The following is a 21,972-nucleotide window of genomic DNA, read 5'->3' on the forward strand; positions in this document are numbered from 1 at the left end:
CCCCACGCCCCCGCGCACCTGGAAGAAAGGCCCCGGAAGAACCTTCCCCGCCGCGCACCCGCGTAGTCGATCAGCAACACACAGTTAACGACCTGGAAAGGGTCGCCCCCGGCGGCGGGGCCGCCGGGGGCTCGGGTGAGGGACGGCCGGTGACGTCGGGTCGGCCGGTTCTCGGGGGTCGGTTGCGGGGCTACGCCGCGGTGAAGTCGTAGGTGGCGGTCACCGTGGCGGAGCCGGGGCAGAGCCAGCCGCTGGTCTTGGCGACCGTCTGCTCGGTGAAGGTGGCGCTGACCGGAAGGTCGGTCCCGGTGAAGCTGCCGGTGATGTCGCCGCCGTAGGTGCAGCCGATGGCGCTCATCGAGAACCCGTCGATGGAGGCGGTGCCGTTGTCGAGCTTTCCGCTCCACGGCAGGTTCTTGGGCGTGACCGTGACGCCGCAGCCGCCGACGGAGGCGGAGGTGATGGTGAGGTTGCCGGCGGCGTCGACGGTGCCGGACAGGGTGGAGCTCGTGCAGGAGGCGGGGATCCCCGCGTCGATGACCATGGTGCCGTTGAGGTCGGCGGTGAAGGGACCGGCGGTCCAGGCCAGGGCGGGGGTGGCCGTCAGGGCGACGGCGAGGGCGGCCGCGGCGGAGGCGGAGGCGATCGCGGCCGGCTTGCTGATGCGGGACAAGGGAGTCCTCATTTCGGACGGCGGGCGTCGCGCCTGCACCCGGGGAACGGGGTGGGTGGTGGTCCCGAGCCGCGCGCGCCGCGCCCTTGGCCGGAGGGCGGCGGGACGCCGGGAATCGGGGACCGGGAGCCGGAGCCGTCTCGCATCATCGCCCAGGGACTCGGCGGCTCCAAGTAGAACGCGTTCTATGAAAGACGGTAGGGAAAACTTCTTGTACGGTCAATGATCCAGAGGACATCTTCTGTGGATATGTTTCCCGGTCGGGCCGCAAATCCCGGTTTCGACCGTCCTTTAGCTGGTGTATCACATGTGTGCAGGCTGCATCATTTGCCGGGCGACGATCACCGCTCATGCGTCGCCAACAGCGGAGATGGCGGTCGCCCCAGAGATGAGAACGCGTTATATATTGTGCCCGCCGAGCCAATCCCCGCGCGGGGGAATGGCCGCGATTCGGACGACGGGTCGCCCTGTCTTTCGGATGAGCGAAACGGGTTCCCGGTCAGCCGAAGCGCTCGCGGAGGGCGGGCAGGAGGTCCGCCTCCGCCCAGGTGCGGAAGTCCTTCTGGCGGTCCGCGCCCGACTGGCAGAACGAGATGTGCGTGAAGCCCGCGTCCGCCCACCGCTGGACCGCCCGGACGTAGTCGCCGACGTCGTCGCCGCACGGGACGGACTCGACGACGTCCTCGGGACGGACGGTCTTCGTCGCCGCCTCGAAGTTCACCGGCCCCGGGAGCTCCGCCATGACCTTCCAGGAGGGCGCCGAGAACCTCCAGACGCGGTGGGCGCGCCGCTCGCACTCCTCGTAGTCGTCGCCGAACGCGACGGGGATCATCCCGTAGGCGGGCCTGCCCTCGCCTCCCTCGCGGCGGAACAGCTCGGCGACCTCGGCGACGGGCTGGTCGGAGACCAGGACGTCGGCGTGCCGGGCGGCCAGCCGCCCGGCCCGGGGGCCGAACGCGGCCATCCCGATCGGGACCGGGCGGTCGGGCACGTCGTAGAGCTTCGCCGAGTCCACCCGGTAGTGCCTGCCCCGGTAGTTGACGTAGTCGCCGCCGAACAGCGCCCGGATGATCTCCACCGCCTCCGCGAACATCTCGTGCCGGACGTCGGCCGGGGGCCAGTCCCGTCCGACGACGTGCTCGTTGAGGTTCTCGCCCGCGCCGAGCCCGAGGATGAACCGGCCGCCCGACAGGACGCCCATCGTCGCGGCCTTCTGCGCCACCACGGCGGGGTGGTAGCGCATGGTCGGGCAGGTCACCAGCGTCATCAGCGGGACGCGCTGCGTGGCGTGGGCGAGCCCGCCCAGCACCGACCACGCGTAGGCAGAGTGACCCTGGTCCTCCAGCCACGGGAAGTAGTGGTCGGAGACGGTGACGTAGTCGAAGCCGGCCTCCTCGGCCTCCACGCCGTCGGTGATGAGCTGCTTGGGCGGTGTCTGCTCGCAGAGCAGCGAGTATCCGAATTCCATGCGGCTCGCATACCCGCCGGGCGGGCCTGAACCGTCACTGCCCGAGGAGGTCCATGAGGTCGTCGGCGTGCTCCTCCTCCTCGGCGAGGATCTCCTCCATGATGCGACGCGTGGTGACGTCGCCGTCGCCGAGCCACCGGATGATCTCCTGGTAGGACTCGATGACGATCCGCTCGGCGACGAGGTTCTCCTGGAGCATGCCCTTCAGGTCGTTGTCGTCGAAGGTCGCGTAGGCGGTGTGGGAGCGCTCGGCGAGCGTCTCCGGGTCGAAGTCGGGGTCGCCGCCGAGCTGGCTGATGCGCTCGGCGGCGCGCATCGCGTGGTCGCGCTCCTCGTCCGCGTGCTCGCCGAACTCCGCGGCGACCTGCGCCCGGTCGATGCCGGTGGCGCTGATCGCGTGCTGCGCGTAGCGCATCCAGCAGACGATCTCGGTGGCGAGGACGTCGTTGAGGACGCCGATGACCTCCTCGGGACTCCTGCCGTAGTTCTCGGTCACCGGGCCGTCGGCCATCTTCGCGCGGGCGCGCTCCCGGATCGCCGCGACGTCGATGCTGAAGCTGCTGCCGTCCATGCCGCCTCCTCCTGATCATGCGCCTGGACGTAAGGCGTCCTACCTCGGATCGGCGGGCGCATGCGCCGGCCCGCGAAACGGCGTGAGACGACGTCTGCCGACCCCATACTTGGCCACGGTCCGTAACACGTGCTATACGTAGAGCTACCTCGCTACGACCTGTGGCGAGGAAGGGACATCCGGTATCCACCTTGAGATCCGGGCGTGACAAGGAAGAAAAGGAACCACATGAAGTCCTTCAGCTACACCGAGCTGGACCTGCTGGCCGGCGAGGTCCTGCCGGAGCGCGCCGTGCTGTCCACCCTCCTCGTTGGGGGCGGCGACGACACCGACAACCACAACTTCAACCTCAACGCCGGCCACGGCGGTGGCGACGACGACAGCACCGTCCTCTCCCAGCAGTCCTGCTCGGTCGTGAACAACCAGCAGAACGCCGGGCTCCTGTCGGCCCTGGGCGTCGCGTCCCAGAACCCGACCAGCACCCACAGCTGCCTGCCGGGCACGGCGATCGCCAACAACGGCTGAGTCGCCTCGACGTAACGGCGGGCTCCGGCCCGCAAGGGAAGGGCTGGCGATCTCCTGCCAGCCCTTCCCCCTTCTTCCCGTCCACGCGAAAGCTGTCACATGAGCCACGAAAACCCTCAGAAACTCAGCTACGCCGACCTCGACCGGCTCGACGCGGAGGTCCTGCCGCCGCGGCTCGCCATGTCGGCGCCGCGCGGCGACGGCCACGGCTCCACGGTCGTCATGTACGCGTGCCAGGCCACCTACTCGCCGGGCACCACCGGCCTGCTCGGGACGGGCCTGCTGGCGCAGCCGCCGCACTCCACGCTGACCTGCGTTCCGGCGACCGTGGTCGACCACCACTGATGAGCACTCCAGCGATGCCGGACCTGGACGGCGGGGGGCCCCGGGCCCTCGTCCTGCCCGCGCTCACCGAGGGCGCCGAACTCGTCGGCGAGTTCAAGAACTCCGGCTACCGGGAACCGCCCCAGCTCGTCTGCCTGCCGAACCGGCAGCTCGTCCGGCTGCCGCCGCTGCTGTTCGGCGTCGCCAAGGCGCTGCACGAGCACCGCGACCTCGCGGGCGGCGACGTCCAGGAGGCGCTCGAGCGGGTGGCGGACGCGGTGAGCGAGGAGGCCGGCGCCCGGCTGACCGCCGAGCAGGTCGTCTACCTCGTCGACCGCAAGCTCGCCCCCCTCGGCGTCACCACCTACAGCGACGGCACGCCGGCGCCGCTGGTGAAGTCCGACCCGTGGCTGGCGCTGAAGTTCAAGGTCGCGGTCATCCCCGAGTCGTTCACCTGGTTCATCGGCGGGCTGTTCGCCTGGCTGTTCCAGCCCCTGGTGATGGCGGTCCTCATCGCCGCCTTCCTGGTGAGCGAGGGGTGGCTGCTCACCTCCCGGTCGATGTCGGACGCGCTGTCGCTGGCGATCCTGAACCCGGTCAGCATCCTGCTGGTCATGGGGCTCGGGGTCGCCTCGTGCGCGTTCCACGAGGTCGGGCACGCTTCCGCCTGCCGGTACGGCGGCGTCCGGCCGGGCAGCATGGGCTGCGGGATCTACCTGGTGTGGCCGGCGTTCTACACCGACATCACCGAGTCGTACCGGCTCGGCCGCGGCGGCCGGCTGCGCGCCGACCTCGCCGGCGTGTACTTCAACGCGATCTTCGTGGTGGCGCTGACGCTGGTGTACCTGCAGACGGGCTTCGAGCCGCTGCTCGTGGCCGTCCTGTACGTCAACATCGAGATGATCCAGCAGCTGCTGCCGACGCTGCGGTTCGACGGGTACTACATCATGTCCGACCTGGTCGGCGTCCCCGACCTGTTCAAGTACATCGGGCCGATCCTCAAGCGGGCGCTGCTGCGGCGCCCGGCCGACGCGCGGCTGAACGACCTCAAGCGCTGGCCGCAGGTCTTCGTCACCCTGTGGGTGCTGACCGTCATCCCGATGCTGGTGTTCCAGATCGGCCTCATCACCACCCAGATCCCCGCCCTGGTCGCCAAGGACTGGTGGATGATGCGGCGGCTCGCGGCGGAGGCGTCGGCGGGCGCGAGCCCGCTGGAGCTGATCACGTCCGGGCTGCAGATCATGCTGCTCGTGCTGCCGCTGGCCGGGCTGGCGCTCATCTTCTACGGGATCGGCCGCCGCCTCGTGCGGTGGGCCGTCCGCTACGTCCAGGGGCCCGCGCCGCAGCCGGTGGCGGACGCCTGAGCACGCCCGGACGGACGCCGGATGCCCGCCGGGGCATCCGGCGTCCGCACGTCCGGCCCATCCCGCGGCGGCACCGCGGAAATGCATTTTATACGCTTTTTGCTTTGCGCTTTCCCGGCACATCCGGCGGGAACCTACTCGGAGTAGGGAGAGAAATAGGCCGTATCACGGCGCTCCCCTTTCTCCACGGCCGGCACCACCCCTGCCGGTGTTTCCGGAAGGCCCCGCATTGCTCCGTCGCATCACCCCCGCCGCCTGGCTGGGGGCCTTCGCCATGCTCGTCCCGACCCCGCTCGCGGCCCATTCCGCCGCGCTCGCCGGCACGGGCGCGCGGGTCGTCGCCGAGGCGCCCGTAGCGTCCCGGACGGTCGACCTGACGATCGACTCGCCGGCCGTGGACGGCCGGCGGAAGGTCCGCCTCCTGCTCCCCCGCGGCTGGTCGAAGGACGCGCACCGCACCTGGCCCACCCTGTGGCTGCTGCACGGCGGCGTCGACGACTACACCGCCTGGACGCGCGACACCGACGTCGCGCGGCTCACCGCCCGCAGCGACGTGATCGTCGTCATGCCGGACGCCGGCCGCTGCGGCAACTACTCCGACTGGTGGAACTACGGGAAGGGCGGCTCCCCGCGATGGGAGACGTTCCACATGACCGAACTCCGCCGCATTCTCGAAGACGGCTACCGCGCCGGATCCGAACGCGTGATCGCGGGCAATTCCATGGGCGGTCTCGGCGCCATGCTCTACGCGGCCCGCTTCCCCGGCATGTTCAGGGCCGCCGCGTCGTTCAGCGGCTACGTCGACACCCTCCACGGCCACGAGCCGGGCGACGACTCGATCGGCTGGGGACCGTCCTTCGCCTGCCCCGGCACCGACTGGCGGCGGGTGTGGGGCGACCCCGACGACCAGTCCGACGTGTGGCGCGCGCACAACCCGACCGACCTCGCCGGGCGGCTGCGCGGCGTCCGGCTGTGGGTGGCGAGCGGCAACGGCGAGCGCGGGCCGCTCGGCCGGCTGCCGTTCACCGACCCGGTGGAGGCCGCCGCCGCCGGCAACGCGCACGCGTTCGTGGACCGGCTGCGCGACCTCGGCGTGCCGGTGACGGCCCGGTTCTTCGACGGGCAGCACGACTGGCCGTACTGGCAGCGCGACCTGCACGAGGTGTACCCGATGCTGATGGACGCCCTCGGGACGCGGTAAGAGGTCGCGGGTAGGGGGCGCGGGGGGTCGCGCGGTGGTGGTCAGCTCCGGCCCGCCGCCGGCAGGTCCCCCTGCCCCGGCCAGCCGTGCCATTCGACGAGGAGGACGGTGGCGTCGTCGTCGAGGCGTCCGCCGTGGTGGTCCAGGATCCTGTGGATGAGGCGCCGCAGGGTCTCGGGGGCGGGCAGCCCGTCGGCCTCGTGGCGGATGACGAAGTCCACGAAGCGGTGGAGGCCGAACTCCCGCTTGTCCGGGTCGCGCGCCTCCACGATGCCGTCCGTGTAGAACAGGACGCGGTCGCCGGGTTCGAGCTGCTCGGTGCACAGCTCGGGCGGGACGCCGAGGCCGGTGCCAAGCGGCGTCCCCGGCGGGCAGTCGAGCACGGTCACCCAGCGCCCCTTGCGGATGACGACCGGCGCCGGATGGCCGTGCGAGATCCACGACATGATGCCCGAGCGCAGGTCGAGCTCCGCCATGACCGCCGTCACGAAGCGCCCGCTGCCGTCCTGCTCGGCCAGCACCTCCTCGATCCCCTGCCCCGCCTCGACGAGCCCGGCCCGCTGCAGCCGGCAGTTGCGGAAGGCCGCGATGGCGAGGCTGGAGGTGAGCCCGGACCTGGTGTCGTGCCCCATCGCGTCGAAGACCCCGAAGTGGACGGTGTCCCCGGCCAGCGCGTAGTCGAAGGTGTCGCCGCCCAGCTTGTAGGCCGGTTCCAGCGCGGCGCTGATGACCACCTGGTCGTTGGCGAAGGACAGCGGCGGCAGCAGCCGCCACTGCATCTCCGCCGACACCGTCATGTCCCGCGTGCGCACCAGCCGGGAGAGCGAGTCGCTGTAGGGGCCCTTGCTGATGATGATGAGCGCGGCCATCCCGGCGAGGTACTCGGCGTCGTCCCTGGCCCGGGGGTCGTCCTTGCGGATGGTGGCCCTGATCACCCCGATCCGCTCGGAGCCGTCGAGGATCGGCAGCCAGTACTGGCAGGTGCCGTCGTCGAACGAGTGCCCGACCACCGGCGTCATGGTCTGGAACGCCCGGCCCGCGATCGTCCCCTCGATCTTGAGTTCCGGGCTCTCGTCCCCGGGGTCTCCCCCGGCGTCCACGCCCTTGCCGGTCAGCAGCCGCAGCACCGTCTGCTGAAGGTCGGAGATGTAGATCACGACATCGTGCAGGCCCACGTCCGCGGCGTACCGGGCCGCCGCGCCCGGCAGCTGCTCCATGGACATCAGGTGGCTCGCCGCCACCAGCTCTCTCAGCATCGGTCCGGTGCCTCACGCTTCCGGCTGCGCACCCCCCTACTCCCCGTCCCTACCCTCCTGCTCCCGCCTCATGTGACGTGCGGTCCGAGGACGGCCAGACGTACGGGAGATCGTCCGGGACGCCGGGGAACAGAGGGCCGTAGAAGGCGGGGTCCTTCCGGACGAGCGCCGACCGGTGGCTGAGGTGGAAGTCCGGGTCGCCGAGCCAGGGCGGCAGCTCGCCGGCCGCGGCCAGCCGGTCCTGCGGCCGCGGCCGCCCGAGGCCCGTCGCCCCGGCCAGGTCGGCGACCAGCGTCCCGGCGCAGGTGTCGGCGTGGCCGAGGGCGCACCAGCGATCGCACATCTCCAGGCCGTACCGGACGAGCGCCTCCGCGTAGCCGGTCCACATCAGCGCCGCCGGGTGGCGGCGCCAGCCGTACCCGGGCACGGTGAGCGCCCGGAGCACCTGGATCGTCTCGACGCGCTGCTTGCCGAGCCTTCGCCGGTCCAGCACGCGGGCCGTTTCCGTGAAGTCCGCATACGGCAGGAATGTCTGCACAACCGCCCCCTCGTTCCCCCGTGTCCCCCCCGGTACCTACCCACCGCCGTGCGGGGCGGGCCGGCGGGTGAGATGGGACACACCGGCGGCGGCGCCCGCGCGGCTCCGGGACCGTTCGAAAGCACAGGTCACGGGCGGGGCTTATCGTTTTCTGACAAACCGCACCGGAAAGGCGGGCCATGAATTCCCGGAAGGACTGTGCTAAAACCCGTCTGGGGTTCGGCGAAGCGGAGGGAACGCTATGGGCGCGGCGGAGGCTCTCGCACAGGTGGCCGACACGGACCGTTATCCGCTGACCGACCCGGACGGCGCCCGCCGGCGCGAGATCGTTTCCCGGACACGGGACGAACTGGCGAAATCGGGGTGCTGCGTGCTGCCCGACTTCATTCGTCCCGCATTGCAGGAGGCGCTGCGCGCGGAATGCGCGGCGATCGCCCCGTCCGCCCATTATGACGTCGAAACGGTGAACGCCTACAACATCGATGTCGGCACCCCATTGCCGGACGGCCATCCCGGGCGTATCACCGTCCAGCGGGGCAACGCGTTCGTCGCGCGCGACCGCATCCCGGCCGGGTCCATCGTGCACCGGCTCTATTCGAACGAGCTGTTCCAGCGGTTCGTGGCGAGCTGCTTCGGGCTGCCGCGCGTGCACGAGCTGGGCGACCCGCTGTCGGGGCTGGTCCTGAACGTGGTCAGGCCGGGGATGGAGCATCCCTGGCATTTCGACACCAACGAGTTCACCGTCAGCCTGCTCACGCAGGAGCCGGAGGAGGGGGGCGTCTTCGAGTACTGCCCGAACATCAGGACGGCGGAGCGGGAGAACTTCGCCGACGTCCGGGACGTGCTCACCGGGCGCGGCGACCGGTTCGTCCAGCGGCTCACGCTGCGGCCCGGCGACCTGCAGCTGTTCAAGGGGCGGTACTCGCTGCACCGGGTGAGCACGGTCCGGGGGGACACGGCGCGGCACACGGCGATCTTCGCCTACAGCGAGCGCCCGGGGGTCATCGGCAGCGTCGCGCGGACGAGGCAGCTCTTCGGCCGCGTGCTGCCCGAGCACCTGGCGGCGGAGGGGCGCGCCGTCCGGGTCGACCGGTTGCTGGACTAGGAGAGGCCGTTTCTTGCGCGTCGACACGACTGGGAAGATCTCGCTCGACCACATCTACACGCGGCCCGACCCCCGCGCCTATTTCAGCACGCTCCGCGATCTCGACTACAACATCCCGGAACTGGCGAAACCGCATTTCCTGCGGCTCATCGCCGAATACCGGGAGGCGCGCCGGGTCGCCGTCCCGACCGTGCTCGACATCGGCTGCTCGTACGGCATCAACGCGGCCCTGGTGAAGCACGGCGCGACGATGGCCGAGCTGTACGATCGCTACAGCGGCCGCGACGCCCACCGGCGGACGCGCGCCGAACTGCTGGCCCGCGACCGGGAGCTGGTCCGTTCCGGTGAACCCGCGAACCGCGTCCGCTTCCTCGGCCTGGACGCCTCGGACGGCGCCCTTTCCTACGCGCTCGAGGCCGGTTTCCTCGACGGCGCCGTGCACGCCGACCTGGAAAGCGGCGAGCCGACCGGCGAACAGCGCGCGCAACTCGCCGCGACGGACGTGGTCATCTCCACGGGCTGCCTCGGCTATGTCACCGAACGCACCATTTCCCGGATCGTCGGCGCCTGTGCGGCCCGGCCGCCGTGGATGGCGCATTTCATCCTGCGCATGTTCCCCTTCGACCCGATCGCGGACGCCCTGGCCGCCGCCGGATACGAGACCGTCCGCCGCGACGGGCTGTTCCGGCAGCGGAGGTTCGCGACGCCGGAGGAGCAGGCGTCCGTCCTGGAGCGCCTCGCGGAGCTCGGGGTCGACCCGTCCGGCCTGGAGACCGGCGGCTGGTACTACGCGCAGCTCTACATTTCCCGCCCGCGCGGCTGAGGCACCGACACAACGAGGAACGAAGTGAACGCCAGCGAAGAACTCTCGTCCCGCACCTTCGGCAACGAGGCGAGCCTGCCGCGCGTGCCGCTGCCCACGCTCGACGCGACCTGCGAGCGGTTCATGGAATGGTGCGGGCCGCTGCTGACCGACGACGAGCGCGCCGAGACGGAGGCGGCGCTCGCCGAGTTCGCCCGCCCGGACGGCCCCGGCCGCGTGCTGCACGCGGAGCTCGAACGCTACGACGCGAGCGAGGGCGTGCACAGCTGGCTCGACACGTTCTGGCCGTACCGGTACCTCGGCCGCCGCGACCGGATCGCGTTGAACGCGAACTTCTTCTTCCTGTTCAAGGAGTCGCCGGAGGGCCAGGTGGAGCGCGCCGCCGGGCTCATCGCCGGGGCGCTGGACTACAAGCTGCGGCTGGACGAGGAGCGGATCCCGCCGGCCGTGCAGCGCGGCCGCCCGCTGTCGATGGCGCAGAACCGGTTCCTGTTCTCCACGACGCGCATCCCCGGCGCCGAGCAGGACACCGTCCGGGCGCCCTACACCGACGTGTGGCCCGGCCCGTCCCGCGCCCGGCACATCGTGGTCTTCTTCCGCGGCAACATGATCCGGATGGACGTGCTCGGCCCGGACGGCCGCCCCCACACGCTGGACGAGCTGCGGGCCGGCCTCGGCACGATCCTGAAGGCGGAGCCGGCCGCGGAGCCGTCCACCGGGCACCTCACGACCAAGGCCCGCGCCGAGTGGGCGGCGAGCCGCGACGCGCTGCTGGCCCTCGGCAACGAGAAGGCGCTCGACGAGGTTGAGACGGCGCTGTTCTGCGTCTGCCTGGAGGACTTCGCCCCGGTGAGCGCCCTCGACGCCTGCGACCACCTCCTCCACGGCGACAGCGGCAACCGCTGGTTCGACAAGGCCGTGTCGTTCATCGTGTTCGGCGACGGGACGGCGGGCGTCAACGTCGAGCACTGCGGCCTGGACGGCACCACGATCCTCGGCTTCGTCGACACCCTGCTCGGCACGTCCCCCGAGGAGGCGTCCCGGCGTTCGGGCGCCGCGCCGCAGGGGCTCCCCGCCATCGAGCCGATCGAGTTCGCCCTGGACGGCGCCATGCGGCGGGACATCGAGGACGCCGCGGCCTCGTTCGCCGCCTACGCCGCCGCGACCGCGACGACGACCGTGTCGTTCGACGACTTCGGCGCCGACGAGGCCAAGCGCCTGAAGACGTCGCCGGACGCGTTCGTCCAGATGGCCTACCAGCTCGCCCACAAGCGGGCGAAGGGCCTCACCGGCGCCACCTACGAGTCGATCGCCACCCGCCAGTACCGGCACGGGCGCACCGAGGCGATGCGCGTCGTCACCCCCGAGGTGCTCGACTTCGTCGCGGCCATGGACGACCCGGCGGCCGGTCCCGAGGCCCGCCGGGACGCCTTCCGCGCCGCCGCCGAGGCCCATGTCCGCCGCGCGAAGGAGTGCCAGGCCGGGCAGGCGCCCGAGCAGCATCTCTGGGAGCTGCAGCTGATCGCGAAGCGGCGCGGGGCCGAGCTCGGCGTCACCGAGCCGCTGCCCCTCTTCGACACGCCCGGCTGGCTGAAGATGCGGGACGACTACCTCAGCACCAGCTCGGCGCCGTCCGCCAACATCCGGTACTTCGGGTTCGGCTCGACGAGCGAGCAGTGCATCGGCGTCGCCTACGTCCTCCTCCCGGACCGCTTCAACCTGTACCTGAGCACCCCGCGGCCGGTCGCCGGCGCGATGCACGTGTTCGCCGACAGGCTCCGCGAGGCCGTCCGGGAACTCCGCGACCTCCTCTCCTGAGCGTGCCCTCCTGAACGTTCTCTCCTGAGCGCGGCCGGTCAGCGGCCCGGCCGGGCGGGCCGGTGGGTCCGCCCGGCCGGGTACAGCCAGCGGCGGAGCAGGCGGCTGAGCGCGGGCATGATGACCACGGTGAGCAGCGGGATCACGATCACCGGGAAGGTCAGCGCCTGCAGCGGCACCGGCCACGCCTTCGTCAGCGGCGTCGCGAACGCGTTCAGCAGCAGGCTCAGCGGATAGACCGCGCAGAACGTCACAATGATCATCTTCGCCTTGGACGGCGCCGGGACGGACTCCCCGGGCAGGTTGAACCACGTCTCCAGCCCGGTGGTGTCCTGGTGGTGCTCCTCGGCGATGCCGCGGAGCCGGCCGATCCACTCCTCGCGATCGGGCGACTCCAGCCACCGGTCCAGGCTGTCCTGGCCGGAGAAGTGCACGACCGTGTAGTAGCGGTGCCGGGACCCCTCGGCCCGCAGCCACGTGGCGCCCCGGTGCCCCGGGTGGCTCGTCGCGACCCGGTGGAGCCCTTCGGCCCACTCCTCGAAGTCGCGCTCTCGGCCGGGTTTCACGTCCCACGTGACCACGAGCGTGACGGCCTCGGCGTCCGTTTCCGTCATGTCCGAGGTGTCACCCGTCCCGGGCCGTCCATGCGCCGGCCGCCCGGGTCAGGTGGCGGCGAGCGCCTCGGTGGGGCTGAGGCGGGACGCCCGGATCGCCGGGTACAGGCCGGCCACCGCGCCGATGAGGAGGGTGGCCGCCATGCCGCCGAGCACCGCCCACGCGGGGATGACGACCGGCCACCCCTGGTAGGCGGCGTACCCGGCGGTGACGAGCGCCCCGGCGAACGCGCCGCCGATCCCGCCCAGCAGCGACAGCAGCAGCGACTCGGCGAGGAACTGGGTGCGGATCTGGCCGCGGGTCGCGCCCAGCGAGCGGCGCAGCCCGATCTCCGCGCGGCGCTCCAGCACCGAGATGACCATGGTGTTGGCCACCCCGACGCCGCCGACGAGCAGCGCGACCGCGCCGAGGCCGAGCAGCAGCCCGGTGAACGCCTCGCCCGCCGCCTTCTTCGCGGCGAGGGCGTCCGACGGCCGCGACACCTCCACCTCGTTCGGCGCCGCCGGGTTCGCGGTCGCGCCGAGCACCGCCCGGACGTCCTCGACCCGCGCGTCCGCCGACCGGGTGTAGATCGTCGTCGGATGCCCGTCGAAGCCGAGCCGCGACTGCGCCGCCGGCCAGCCGACCAGGGCGGCGGTGTCCAGCTCGGGGGCCAGCGGCACCGGCTCCAGGATGCCGATCACCGTGAAGAGGCGGCCCCCGACCAGCACCTGGACGTCGGGCGCCGCGTGGCCGATGCCGAGGCGCTCCGCGGCGGCCGACCCGAGCACCACCGCCGGGAAGCCGCCGGTCGCGGTGTTCAGCCAGACGCCGTGGCTCAGCTCGGCCCCCGTCGCGTCGCGCAGGTCCGTGCGGGCCGCGTAGACGGCGATCCCGTTGGTCTCGGTCTTCGGGATCTTCGACGTCCGGTAGACCTTCGCGTCGTCCACCAGGCCGATCGCCGACACCCGCCGCACCGGCGCGATGCGGGCCACCATGCTCTCGGCCTCGACCGGAAGCTGCGCCTTCTCCCCGGTGAGCGTGCTGCCGGGCGAGACCGTCAGCAGGTTCGTGCCGAGCGCGGCGAGCGCGCGGTCCAGGTCGGCGCGGGAGGACGAGGACACGCCGGCGACGGCGACCATCGCGGCGATCCCGATCGCGATGCCGAGCGCGGACAGGAAGGCCCGCAGCGGGCGGGTCCGCAGGCCGACCGCGCCGACCTTGACCACGTCGCCCGGCCGCAGCCGCGCGGGCCGCAGCGTGCCCGGCGCCGTCACGTCGCCGCCCCGGCCGGCACCGAGTCGGCGACGACGCGGCCGTCCCGCATCCGGACGCGGCGCGGCAGCCCGGCCGCGATCTCCCGGTCGTGCGTGATGATCACGACGGTGGTCCCGGCCGCGTGCAGCTCGCGGAGCAGCGCCATCACCCCGTCCCCGGACGCCGAGTCGAGCGCGCCGGTCGGCTCGTCCGCGAGCAGCAGCGCCGGGTCCCCGGCGACGGCCCGCGCGATCGCGACCCGCTGCCGCTCCCCGCCGGACAGCTCGTGCGGCTCGTGGTCCAGCCGGTGGCCGAGCCCGACCCGCTCCAGCGCCGCGGCCGCCCGGCGGCGCCGCGCCGCCGCGCGCAGCCCGGTGTAGAGGAGGCCGTCGGCGACGTTGTCGAGCGCCCGCGTGCCGGCCGCCAGGTGGAAGTGCTGGAAGACGAACCCGATCCGGGTCGCGCGCAGCGCCGACAGCTCGGCGTCCGAGAGCCGCCCCACGTCGTGCCCGCCGATGCGGACGACGCCCGAGGTGGGGCGGTCCAGCGTGCCGAGGACGTTCAGCATGGTGGTCTTCCCCGAGCCGGACGGCCCGGCGATCGCCACCAGCTCGCCCGCCGCGATGTCCAGCGACACCCCGGCGAGGGCGTCGACGCCGCCGGGATACCGCTTCGTCACGTCCCGCAGCTCGATCATTCCGGCACCCCCACGACCGTGCCCTCGGTGATCCCCGGGCCGGAGATCTCGACCTTTCCGTCCGCGAACAGGCCGGTCTCGACCGGGACGTAACCGGACGTCGCGCCCTTCACGACCTCCACCCCGAAACCGCCCTCGCTCAGCGCGACCAGCGCGGTGACCGGGACCGCCAGCACGTTCTCGCGCGTCCCGGCGGTGAAGGCGACGTCGACCGAGGCGAGCGCGTAGCGGGCGGCGGCCTTCTTCGCCTTTGCGGAGTCGAGCCAGATCGTCACCTCGACCTTCGTCGTCGGATCCTGGCCCTGCTCCCCCGGCTCGATCACCGTCGCGACCTCGTCGATCTTCGCGGTGACGGTCTCGTTCTCCGGCAGCGTCACGGCCACCTCGGCGCCCTTCTTCGCCAGGCGCTGGTCGGCGGTGTCGAGCTCGACGGTGACGGCCTTGCGGGTGCCCGTGCAGGACAGGATCTTCTTGCCGGGCGCGACCGGTTCGCCGGGATCGGCCTGGACGCTGTCGATCCGGACGGGCCCGTCCGCGAACGCGACCCGGCCGAGCTCGACGACACCGGTCTCCGGCACGCCGATGTCGTCCTGCCATTCCCGGACGGCCTCGGCCGTGCCGGACGTGTAGTCGTCGTCCACCGTGAAGCCGCCGTAGCCGAGCGCGCTGAGGTTCTTCTCGAACCGCTTCACGTCCGAGCCCTCGGTGCCGACCGTCAGCGCCCGGTAGGACGGCTTCGACCCGTACATCAGCACGACCGGGTCGCCGTCCACCTCGTAGAGCTCGTGGCCCCGGGTTATCTTGTCGCCGCTGTCCGGGACCTTGGTCAGCGTGCCCCTCAGCTGGCTCGTCACCGTCGACGCGGGGCCGTAGCCGAGCCGCCCGTCCTCGGTCTGCGTGTCGTGGAGCGTCTGCCGTTCGACCTTCGCGGTGCCGGGCGGCAGCGCCGACGCCGCCGCATCCCCGGGGCGGGAGCCGCCGCCGAGCGCGGCCACCGTCGCCGTTCCGCCGGCCGCGACGACCGCGCCGACCGCGAGCGCGACCGCGAGGCGCGACCTCATCGCCCGCCGCCCTGGAGGATCTTCTGGCACTCCTGCTGGGCGGCCTCGAAGTCGGGGTCCTCGCCGACCTTCGCGTCGATGCGGATGCCGCGCCGGCCCGGCTCCGGGTCGGGGAACGCCTCGACGCCGTGCCGCCGCATGCACTCGGCGTGCTTGCGGGCCCGCTCCTGCATCTGCGGGTCGGGGGCGCCGGTCGCGTTGGCCATCGGGTTGAGGTCGCGGCACGCCTCCATGGCCTTGTCGATCGTCTCCTTCTTGCCCTTGGCCTTGATCTGGATGCCCTGGCCGGGCTTGGGGTCGTCCATCGGCACACCGTGCTCCCGCATGCACTGGGCGAACTTCACGCCCATCTCGTCCCGGTCGGGCTTCGCGCCGCCCGCCGCGCCGGTCTGCCGGGCGCCGCCCGCCGACGCCACGCCCGGGTCCTCGCCGCCGCCCGAGCCGCAGGCGGTCAGCGCCAGCGCCAGCGCGAGCGGCAGCGCCGCCAGGATCCGCAGTCGCATGTCTCCTCCTCGTCCCCCGGCCGGAGCGGTTCCGGCCGGACGAGGAGCGATGGAACCCGGCCGGACGTTTCCCCCGCGTTTCCGCGTCCCGGGGGCCGCGCCCTAACGGAAACGAAACACGGCCTCGGGCACCATCACGGTCCATGAGAGTGCTGGTGGTGGAGGACGAGCGGCTGCTCGCCGACGCGATCGCCGAATGGCTGCGGGACGGCACGCACGCCGTCGACCTCGCCTACGACGGGGCCGCGGCGCTGGAGCGCGCCTGCGTCAACGACTACGACGTGATCGTCCTGGACCGCGACCTGCCGCTCGTCCACGGCGACGACGTGTGCCGGGAGATCGTGCGGGGCGGGGCGGCGGCGCGGATCCTGATGCTGACCGCGGCCGCCGAGGTCACCGACCGGGTCGACGGGCTCGGGCTCGGCGCGGACGACTACCTCACCAAGCCGTTCGCGTTCCCGGAGCTGGCCGCCCGCGTCCTCGCGCTCGGCCGGCGGTGCCGCCCCGCCGCGCCGCCGACGCTGCGGCGCGCCGGCATCGCCCTGGACCCGGCGCGCCGCGAGGTGTTCCGGGACGGGCGGTACGTCCCCCTCGCGAAGAAGGAGTTCGCCGTCCTCGCCGAGCTGCTGCGCGCGGACGGCGCCGTGGTGTCCGCCGAGCAGCTCCTGGAGAAGGTGTGGGACGAGAACGCCGACCCGTTCACCGGGGCCGTCCGCCTCACCGTCCTCAAGCTGCGGCGCAAGCTCGCCGGCCCGCCCGTCATCGAGACCGTCAAGGGAGCGGGGTACCGGATCCCATGAGGCTGTCGCTGCGCGCCCGGCTCACGCTCACCTACGGCGGACTGTTCCTCGTCGCCGGCGTGGTGCTCCTCGGCGCCACCTACGCCCTGTTCGACCAGCAGCTCTCCCGGTCGAACACGAAGGTGCTCGCGACGCGCGTGGACCCCGCCCCGGCGTCCACGGCGCCGCCGGTGCAGCGCCTCCCGGACGACCGGCTGATGAGCGAGACCGAACGCTGGATGGTGAAGCAGCGCGCCGAGCTGCACGACGCGGCCGTCACCTCCCTGGTCACCCAGGGGTCGATCGCCCTGCTCGTCGTCGGCGGCGCCGCCGCGGCGTTCGGCTGGCTCATCGCCGGACGGGTCCTGTCCCCGCTGCACCGCGTCACCGAGACGGCCCGCCGCATCGCGGGCGCGCCCGCCGCCGACCGGAGCCTGCACGAGCGCATCGCGCTGCGCGGCCCGCACGACGAGGTCAAGGAGCTCGCCGACGCCTTCGACACGATGGTGGAGCGCCTCGACCGCTCCTTCGACGGGCAGCGTCGCTTCGTGGCCAACGCGTCCCACGAGCTGCGCACCCCGCTCACCCTCGGCCGCGCCCTCGTCGAGGTCGCGATGCACCGGGGGTCGGCGTCCCCGGACGTCCGGCAGCTCGGCGAGACGCTGCTGCAGATCAACGCGCGCCACGAACGCCTCATCACCGGGCTCCTGCTGCTCGCCCGCTCCGAGAACGAGATCACCGACCGCGCCCCCGTCGACCTGGCGGACGTCGTCGCGCACGTCGCGTCCCAGACCGCCGCCGAGGCCGAGGAGTCCGGGATCACCGTCGAGACCGACACCGCCGAGGCGGTGACCACCGGGGACGCCCTCCTCCTCGAACGCGTCGTGCAGAACCTCCTGGAGAACGGGCTGCGCCACAACACCGAGGGCGGCCGGGTCGCCCTCTCCTGCCGCACCGACTCCGGCCGCGCCGTCCTGGAGGTCGCCAACTCGGGACCGGCCGTCCCGCCCTACGAGATCCCGGCCCTGTTCGAACCGTTCCGCCGCCTCGACGCCGACCGCGTCGTCACCGCCAAAGGGGCGGGGCTGGGGCTCTCCATCGTCCAGTCGATCGTCCGGGCGCACGGCGGCGCCGTCACCGCCGTCCCCCGCCCCGGGGGCGGCCTGACCGTCACGGTCAGCCTCCCCTCCGGTTAGGCGCGCGGGAAGAGCGCGTCCACGAAGGAGTTGCCGAACTTGCCGGCGGGGTCCAGCTCGCGCGCCAGCCGGGCGAAGTCGGGCGCGCGCTCGTACCTCCCGACGACCTCCGAGGCGGGCGTGGTGCTGACCTTCCCCCAGTGCGGGCGCGCGCCCAGCGGGACGAGCCGCTCCTGCAGCGCGCCGACCACGGGCAGCACGCCGTCCGGGTCGTCGCGCCAGGTGAAGTGCAGCGTCACCGAGTCGCGGCCGTGGGCGGGGCTCAGCCAGAGGTCGTCGCCGCGGACGGTCCGGATCTCGGAGATGTGCAGGACCGGCGCGATCCGCCCGGCGAGCCCCCGGACCCGCGCGATCGCCTCGGCCGCCGCCTCCCGGGGCAGGAACCACTCGGACTGCAGCTCCTGACCGGCGCTCGGCGTCAGATCCGGCCGGAAATGGGGAAGGCGCTCGTGCCAGGGGCCCGGACGGTCCAGCTGCTCGGTGCAGAACGCCGGGTCCATGCCGGGCACGGGATGCACCGGGCCTTCCGCCGCACGTCCGCCGCTCCACGCCGGGCGGGGCGCGTCGGTGCGGCGCTTGAGCCAGACCGCGGCCTCGCCGCTGCGCCAGTCGGTGAACGCGCTGACGCTGTAGGCGGCGCCGAAGACCTCGTCGAACCGCCCCGCCACCTCGTCGAGCGGGACGCCGACCCGGACGCTCTGCGCCACCTCGAACGCGGGCTCGACGTCCAGTGTCAGCCGCGTCACGACGCCGAGCGCCCCGAGCGCGACGACCGCACCGGGGAAGCCGTCGTCGCCCCGCCGGAGTTCGGCCAGTCCGCCGTCCGGGCCGACGAGTTCGAGCGCGACGACCGACGCGGACAGGCACCGCCGCCCGTCCCCCGACCCGTGGGTCCCGGTGGCGCACGACCCGGCGACGGAGATGTGCGGCAGCGACGCCATGTTCGGCAGGGCGAACCCGTTCCGGTGCAGCTCCGCGGCGACCTCCGCGTACCGCATCCCGGCCCCGACCGTCACGGTCGACCGCGCGGTGTCGATCTCCACCAGCGGCGGCAGCCCGTCCAGCCGGACGAGATCCCCGGCGGTGTCGGCGACGAGGCTGAACGAGTGCCCGCTGCCCAGCGCCCGCACCCGCCGGCTGCCCGCGACGACGCGCCGCACCTCCTCCACGGACTCCGGCCGGTGCACGCGTACGGCCCCGTAGGTGACGTTCCCGGCCCAGTTGGTAAGACGCACGACCTCACTCTGATCCACACCGGCACCGTACTTCCCCGGCCGACTGGTAAGGCGCAGGGCCATACGCTGATCCACACGGGCGCCGAATTCCTCACGACGGCCCGCGACCGATACCCGCCACTTGTGCATTTGTCCATATTTTTCTTGACAAGTCAGGCGTTACCGTGGGCGAAGGTCCGTCTATCCGTGGAGGGACGGGCATGACGACCTATCTCGGCGGGGCGAGCATCGGGGGCGACTCCGTCTCCGGAGACAAGATCGTGCACATGAGCGCGGCGGCGCCGGAGGCCGACCCCCCGCCCCGCCAGCTTCCGCCGGACGTTCCCGGGTTCACCGGCCGCCGGGACATCCTGGACCGTCTGGGTTCCCTCGTCGACGCGGGCGGCCCCGCCCCGGTGATCATCGCGCTGACCGGCATGCCGGGCATCGGCAAGACGGCGCTGGCAGTGCACTGGGCTCATCTGGTGTCGGACCGCTTCCCCGACGGCCAGTTGTTCATCGATCTGCGCGGCTACTCCAAGCGCGGCGCGCTCACGTCCAGGGAGGCACTCGGCCAGGCGTTGCGGACCCTCCGCGTCCCGGACAGCAGGCTCCCGGTCGACGAGGACGAACTCGCGGCGCTCTACCGGTCGCGGCTCGCCAACAAGCGCATGCTGATCGTCCTGGACGACGCCGAGGATCCGCGGCAGGTCTATCCGCTGCTCCCGGGAACGTCCTCATGCGTCGTCATCGTGACCGCCCGCCTGAAACTCACGGCCCTGGTGGCGAGGTACGGCGCGCGTGCGATGGCACTGGATCTGCTGTCGGAGGCGGAGGCGCTCGACCTCGTCAGCGAGGTCGCCGGACGCGAACGGACCCGGCAGGAGCCGGACGCCGCGGCGGCGCTCGTCCAGATCTGCGCCCGGCTCCCGCTCGCGCTCCGAGTGGCCGCCGCGAACATCGCCACCCGTCCACAGCAGTCGGTGGCCGACACGGTGCACGCCCTCGCCGAGGGAGACCGGCTTTCCAAACTGGCCCTGGGCGAAGACCCCGGCGAGGCCGTCGGAGCCGCGTTCGACCTGTCCTACCGGGGGCTCGTCCCCGAGACGCGGCGCGCGTTCCGGCTGCTCGGACTCGTGGAGGGACCGCATGTCGCGCCGGAGGCGGTCGGCGCGCTTCTCGGAGCGACGCCGGAGGCGGCCCGCCGACTCCTCTACCTGCTGGAGACGGCCGGTCTCGTCCAGGCCGTCGGCGGCGGCCGCTACCACCTGCACGAGCTTCTCCGCGAATACGCGCAAGGACGCGCCGCCGAGGAGGACACACCGATCGTCCAATCGGCGGCGATCAAGCGGCTCGCGATGTGGTACCTCACCACGGCCCAGCAGGCGGGACGGTTCCTCGATCGCTACCGCCGGACCATCCGCCAGGAGCTGACCGCGCCGCCGGTGAACGCGGACCCGGCCGAAAGGGCCCGCCACCTCGACTGGTTCGCCTCCGAGCAACCGAACCTGATCGCGCTCATCCGACAGGTCGCCCGGCTGGGCTGGGACCAGCTCACCTGGGAGCTCGCCGATGCCGTCTACGACTTCTTCGAGTTGCGCCGCCACTGCCACGAGAACCTGGAAGTCCACCGCCTCGGCCTGGAGGCGGCGCGGCGGGGATCCGACCCGCTCGCCTGCTTCTTCATGCACCATCACATCTCGGTCAGCCATCGCGAACTGGGCCAGACGGAGGAGGCCCTCCAGGGGGCCGAGGCGGCGCTCCAGCTCAGCATCCAGCTCGAGGACCGCTACGGCGAAGCCGCCGTCCTGGACAACATGGCGAGGACGCATCTCCAGGTGAGCGACTACCGCACGGCCCTCGACCTGGGCAAGCAGGCCCTGGAGATCCGCCGTGACATCAGCGACCGGCACGCGGAGGCCACCACTCTCGACACGTTGGCGCGCGGTTACCAGGGACTCAGCAAGTACACACGGGCCTACGAGTGCGCCGACGGCGCGCTCAAGATCCGCAAGGAGATCGGAGACCTGCGGGGCGAGGCGGAGACGCTCGACAACCTCGCCCGGATCTACTACGGGACGGGGCGGATCAAGGACTCGCTCACGGCCACGGAGAAGGCGCTGAGAATCCGCAGCGACATCGGTGACCGCCACGGCCAAGGCGAGACACTCGCCTTCCTCGCTTACCTCCACATGCGGATCGGCCGGCACGAACAGGCCTGCGAGCACATCGAACACGCCCTCGCCATCCGGCGCGGGATCGCCGATCCGCAAGGGGAAGGCCAGGCGCTGGTCCATCTCTCCACGATCTGCCGACGGCTCGGCCGGTATGAGAGCGCCCTCGCGGCCGGCCTGGAGGCCCTCGACATCTTGCAGCAGTTGCGTGACAGGCACGGCGAGGCGGAGGCCCTCGATAATCTGAGCCGCTGCTACCGCCGACTGGGCCTGTACGAGCGGGCCAGGGAGGACGTGAACCGCGCGCTCACCATCCGCAGGTCGATCGGCGACCGCCTCGGCGAGGCCAACACGCTGAACGCGCTGGGACTCGTGGAACTCCACGCCGGACGGCTCGGCAGGGCACGGCGGGCGGCGAAGCTGTCGCTCCGGCTCTGCCACTCGATCGACGACAAGCGCGGCATCGCCGGCTCACTCGATCTGCTCGCCAAGGTCTACCTGGACATGGGGCTGTATCAGAAGGCACGGCGCACCGCCGAAAAGGCTCTCAACGTGGCCGGAGACATAGGGCAGCGCTACGGGCAGATCATCACGCTGAGTGCGCTCGGCGAGATCCTCCGGCGGCTGGGGCACCCCGACGAGGCCCTGGCCCACGCACGGGCGGCGAGAGAACTCGCCAAGCAGGCGGGCGACCTGCACGAGGAGATCAATATCCTCCGGCTGCAGGCGAAGATCCACATTGATCTGGGACAGGTCGACGAGTCTCGGATCATCACTGCACAAGTCGCGAACATGACACGGGATCTTGGACAACTCCCGTAGAATGCCTGT

General features: G+C 72.1%; 21 protein-coding genes. 10 read left to right on the forward strand and 11 right to left on the reverse strand.

The features are described 5' to 3' along the window. Positions 1 to 190: 190 nt before the first annotated feature. The 3 genes from ACIWVC_RS14015 to ACIWVC_RS14025 all read right to left on the reverse strand — a co-directional run bounded on the left by ACIWVC_RS14015 (position 191) and on the right by ACIWVC_RS14025 (position 2,712). A complete protein-coding gene (locus ACIWVC_RS14015; RefSeq protein ID WP_396445656.1) occupies positions 191 to 673 on the reverse strand; it encodes a hypothetical protein in 483 nt (160 codons plus the stop codon). Positions 674 to 1,172: 499 nt separating this feature from the next. Continuing rightward, positions 1,173 to 2,141, reverse strand: a complete 969-nt coding sequence (locus ACIWVC_RS14020; protein WP_396445657.1) for a TIGR03557 family F420-dependent LLM class oxidoreductase — start codon at positions 2,139 to 2,141, stop codon at positions 1,173 to 1,175. Positions 2,142 to 2,175: 34 nt separating this feature from the next. Then, the gene (locus ACIWVC_RS14025; protein ID WP_396445658.1) at positions 2,176 to 2,712 is read right to left on the reverse strand and encodes a bacterioferritin; all 537 of its coding nucleotides are present in this window, start codon (positions 2,710 to 2,712) and stop codon (positions 2,176 to 2,178) included. A 228-nt stretch (positions 2,713 to 2,940) separates the two neighbouring features. On the opposite strand from ACIWVC_RS14025, the gene ACIWVC_RS14030 reads away from it, so the two are divergent. The 4 genes from ACIWVC_RS14030 (at position 2,941) to ACIWVC_RS14045 (ending at position 6,126) form a co-directional block, all read left to right on the forward strand. Continuing rightward, positions 2,941 to 3,237, forward strand: coding sequence for a hypothetical protein (locus tag ACIWVC_RS14030; RefSeq protein WP_396454207.1), 297 nt, complete (start codon positions 2,941 to 2,943; stop codon positions 3,235 to 3,237). Between the two features lie 99 nt (positions 3,238 to 3,336). Next, complete coding sequence (locus tag ACIWVC_RS14035; RefSeq protein ID WP_396445660.1) at positions 3,337 to 3,582, forward strand: hypothetical protein; 246 nt, start codon at positions 3,337 to 3,339, stop codon at positions 3,580 to 3,582. After that, on the forward strand, positions 3,582 to 4,925 hold the full coding sequence (locus ACIWVC_RS14040) for a hypothetical protein (protein WP_396445661.1): 1,344 nt from the start codon (positions 3,582 to 3,584) through the stop codon (positions 4,923 to 4,925). The genes ACIWVC_RS14035 and ACIWVC_RS14040 overlap by 1 nt, the downstream gene beginning before the upstream one ends. Positions 4,926 to 5,154: 229 nt before the next feature. Further along, positions 5,155 to 6,126 carry an alpha/beta hydrolase gene (locus ACIWVC_RS14045; protein ID WP_396454208.1) on the forward strand — a complete coding sequence of 324 codons (972 nt, stop codon included), beginning with the start codon at positions 5,155 to 5,157 and terminating at the stop codon, positions 6,124 to 6,126. A gap of 41 nt (positions 6,127 to 6,167) precedes the next feature. On the opposite strand, the gene ACIWVC_RS14050 is transcribed toward ACIWVC_RS14045, so the two are convergent. Together ACIWVC_RS14050 and ACIWVC_RS14055 are read right to left on the reverse strand one after the other, a co-directional pair. Continuing rightward, positions 6,168 to 7,382 carry a PP2C family protein-serine/threonine phosphatase gene (locus ACIWVC_RS14050; protein ID WP_396454209.1) on the reverse strand — a complete coding sequence of 405 codons (1,215 nt, stop codon included), beginning with the start codon at positions 7,380 to 7,382 and terminating at the stop codon, positions 6,168 to 6,170. A 49-nt stretch (positions 7,383 to 7,431) separates the two neighbouring features. Further along, a complete protein-coding gene (locus ACIWVC_RS14055) occupies positions 7,432 to 7,920 on the reverse strand; it encodes an MSMEG_6728 family protein (protein WP_396445665.1) in 489 nt (162 codons plus the stop codon). Positions 7,921 to 8,188: 268 nt separating this feature from the next. Between ACIWVC_RS14055 and ACIWVC_RS14060 the strand changes: the two genes are divergently transcribed. Genes ACIWVC_RS14060 through ACIWVC_RS14070 form a run of 3 tightly spaced genes read left to right on the forward strand, consistent with a single transcriptional unit; the run spans position 8,189 to position 11,666 of the window. Next, complete coding sequence (locus ACIWVC_RS14060; RefSeq protein WP_396445666.1) at positions 8,189 to 9,025, forward strand: arpA protein; 837 nt, start codon at positions 8,189 to 8,191, stop codon at positions 9,023 to 9,025. Between the two features lie 13 nt (positions 9,026 to 9,038). After that, a complete protein-coding gene (locus tag ACIWVC_RS14065; protein WP_396445667.1) occupies positions 9,039 to 9,848 on the forward strand; it encodes a class I SAM-dependent methyltransferase in 810 nt (269 codons plus the stop codon). Positions 9,849 to 9,872: 24 nt separating this feature from the next. Next, the gene (locus tag ACIWVC_RS14070) at positions 9,873 to 11,666 is read left to right on the forward strand and encodes a choline/carnitine O-acyltransferase (RefSeq protein WP_396445668.1); all 1,794 of its coding nucleotides are present in this window, start codon (positions 9,873 to 9,875) and stop codon (positions 11,664 to 11,666) included. 38 nt (positions 11,667 to 11,704) lie between these two features. Here the strand turns inward: ACIWVC_RS14070 and ACIWVC_RS14075 are convergent, their stop codons facing one another. Genes ACIWVC_RS14075 through ACIWVC_RS14095 form a run of 5 tightly spaced genes read right to left on the reverse strand, consistent with a single transcriptional unit; the run spans position 11,705 to position 15,778 of the window. Continuing rightward, positions 11,705 to 12,280, reverse strand: a complete 576-nt coding sequence (locus tag ACIWVC_RS14075; protein ID WP_396445669.1) for an antibiotic biosynthesis monooxygenase — start codon at positions 12,278 to 12,280, stop codon at positions 11,705 to 11,707. 48 nt (positions 12,281 to 12,328) lie between these two features. Beyond that, positions 12,329 to 13,537, reverse strand: coding sequence for an ABC transporter permease (locus tag ACIWVC_RS14080; protein ID WP_396445670.1), 1,209 nt, complete (start codon positions 13,535 to 13,537; stop codon positions 12,329 to 12,331). After that, positions 13,534 to 14,214, reverse strand: coding sequence for an ABC transporter ATP-binding protein (locus ACIWVC_RS14085; protein WP_396445671.1), 681 nt, complete (start codon positions 14,212 to 14,214; stop codon positions 13,534 to 13,536). Before ACIWVC_RS14085 ends, ACIWVC_RS14080 begins: the two co-directional genes overlap by 4 nt. Next, on the reverse strand, positions 14,211 to 15,275 hold the full coding sequence (locus ACIWVC_RS14090) for a peptidoglycan-binding protein (RefSeq protein WP_396445672.1): 1,065 nt from the start codon (positions 15,273 to 15,275) through the stop codon (positions 14,211 to 14,213). Before ACIWVC_RS14090 ends, ACIWVC_RS14085 begins: the two co-directional genes overlap by 4 nt. Further along, positions 15,272 to 15,778 (reverse strand): hypothetical protein, encoded by a 507-nt coding sequence (locus ACIWVC_RS14095; RefSeq protein WP_396445673.1) that lies wholly within the window; start codon positions 15,776 to 15,778, stop codon positions 15,272 to 15,274. Before ACIWVC_RS14095 ends, ACIWVC_RS14090 begins: the two co-directional genes overlap by 4 nt. Positions 15,779 to 15,921: 143 nt before the next feature. Between ACIWVC_RS14095 and ACIWVC_RS14100 the strand changes: the two genes are divergently transcribed. Both ACIWVC_RS14100 and ACIWVC_RS14105 read left to right on the forward strand, forming a co-directional pair. After that, entirely contained in the window at positions 15,922 to 16,578 is a 657-nt protein-coding gene (locus ACIWVC_RS14100; RefSeq protein WP_396445674.1) for a response regulator transcription factor, read from the forward strand. Continuing rightward, positions 16,575 to 17,753 (forward strand): sensor histidine kinase, encoded by a 1,179-nt coding sequence (locus ACIWVC_RS14105; RefSeq protein ID WP_396445675.1) that lies wholly within the window; start codon positions 16,575 to 16,577, stop codon positions 17,751 to 17,753. Before ACIWVC_RS14100 ends, ACIWVC_RS14105 begins: the two co-directional genes overlap by 4 nt. Here the strand turns inward: ACIWVC_RS14105 and ACIWVC_RS14110 are convergent. Further along, a complete protein-coding gene (locus ACIWVC_RS14110) occupies positions 17,750 to 19,006 on the reverse strand; it encodes an FAD-binding protein (RefSeq protein ID WP_396445676.1) in 1,257 nt (418 codons plus the stop codon). The genes ACIWVC_RS14105 and ACIWVC_RS14110 overlap by 4 nt on opposite strands. Positions 19,007 to 19,188: 182 nt before the next feature. Between ACIWVC_RS14110 and ACIWVC_RS14115 the strand changes: the two genes are divergently transcribed. Beyond that, positions 19,189 to 21,963: a tetratricopeptide repeat protein gene (locus ACIWVC_RS14115; RefSeq protein WP_396445677.1), complete on the forward strand. Its 2,775-nt coding sequence runs from the start codon at positions 19,189 to 19,191 to the stop codon at positions 21,961 to 21,963. Positions 21,964 to 21,972 lie beyond the last annotated feature (9 nt).

The sequence above is a fragment of the Actinomadura sp. genome, assembly GCF_044508335.1.
Classification (GTDB): domain Bacteria; phylum Actinomycetota; class Actinomycetes; order Streptosporangiales; family Streptosporangiaceae; genus Spirillospora.

Bases quoted from the DNA above. Each gene is read 5' to 3' on its own strand.
- ACIWVC_RS14035 (WP_396445660.1), top strand. From the start codon at position 3,337: ATGAGCCACGAAAACCCTCAGAAACTCAGCTACGCCGACCTCGACCGG.
- ACIWVC_RS14040 (WP_396445661.1), top strand. From the start codon at position 3,582: ATGAGCACTCCAGCGATGCCGGACCTGGACGGCGGGGGGCCCCGGGCC.
- ACIWVC_RS14085 (WP_396445671.1), bottom strand. From the start codon at position 14,214: ATGATCGAGCTGCGGGACGTGACGAAGCGGTATCCCGGCGGCGTCGAC.
- ACIWVC_RS14050 (WP_396454209.1), bottom strand. From the start codon at position 7,382: ATGCTGAGAGAGCTGGTGGCGGCGAGCCACCTGATGTCCATGGAGCAG.
- ACIWVC_RS14090 (WP_396445672.1), bottom strand. From the start codon at position 15,275: ATGAGGTCGCGCCTCGCGGTCGCGCTCGCGGTCGGCGCGGTCGTCGCG.
- ACIWVC_RS14115 (WP_396445677.1), top strand. From the start codon at position 19,189: ATGACGACCTATCTCGGCGGGGCGAGCATCGGGGGCGACTCCGTCTCC.
- ACIWVC_RS14075 (WP_396445669.1), bottom strand. From the start codon at position 12,280: ATGACGGAAACGGACGCCGAGGCCGTCACGCTCGTGGTCACGTGGGAC.
- ACIWVC_RS14105 (WP_396445675.1), top strand. From the start codon at position 16,575: ATGAGGCTGTCGCTGCGCGCCCGGCTCACGCTCACCTACGGCGGACTG.
- ACIWVC_RS14095 (WP_396445673.1), bottom strand. From the start codon at position 15,778: ATGCGACTGCGGATCCTGGCGGCGCTGCCGCTCGCGCTGGCGCTGGCG.
- ACIWVC_RS14025 (WP_396445658.1), bottom strand. From the start codon at position 2,712: ATGGACGGCAGCAGCTTCAGCATCGACGTCGCGGCGATCCGGGAGCGC.
- ACIWVC_RS14100 (WP_396445674.1), top strand. From the start codon at position 15,922: ATGAGAGTGCTGGTGGTGGAGGACGAGCGGCTGCTCGCCGACGCGATC.
- ACIWVC_RS14020 (WP_396445657.1), bottom strand. From the start codon at position 2,141: ATGGAATTCGGATACTCGCTGCTCTGCGAGCAGACACCGCCCAAGCAG.
- ACIWVC_RS14030 (WP_396454207.1), top strand. From the start codon at position 2,941: ATGAAGTCCTTCAGCTACACCGAGCTGGACCTGCTGGCCGGCGAGGTC.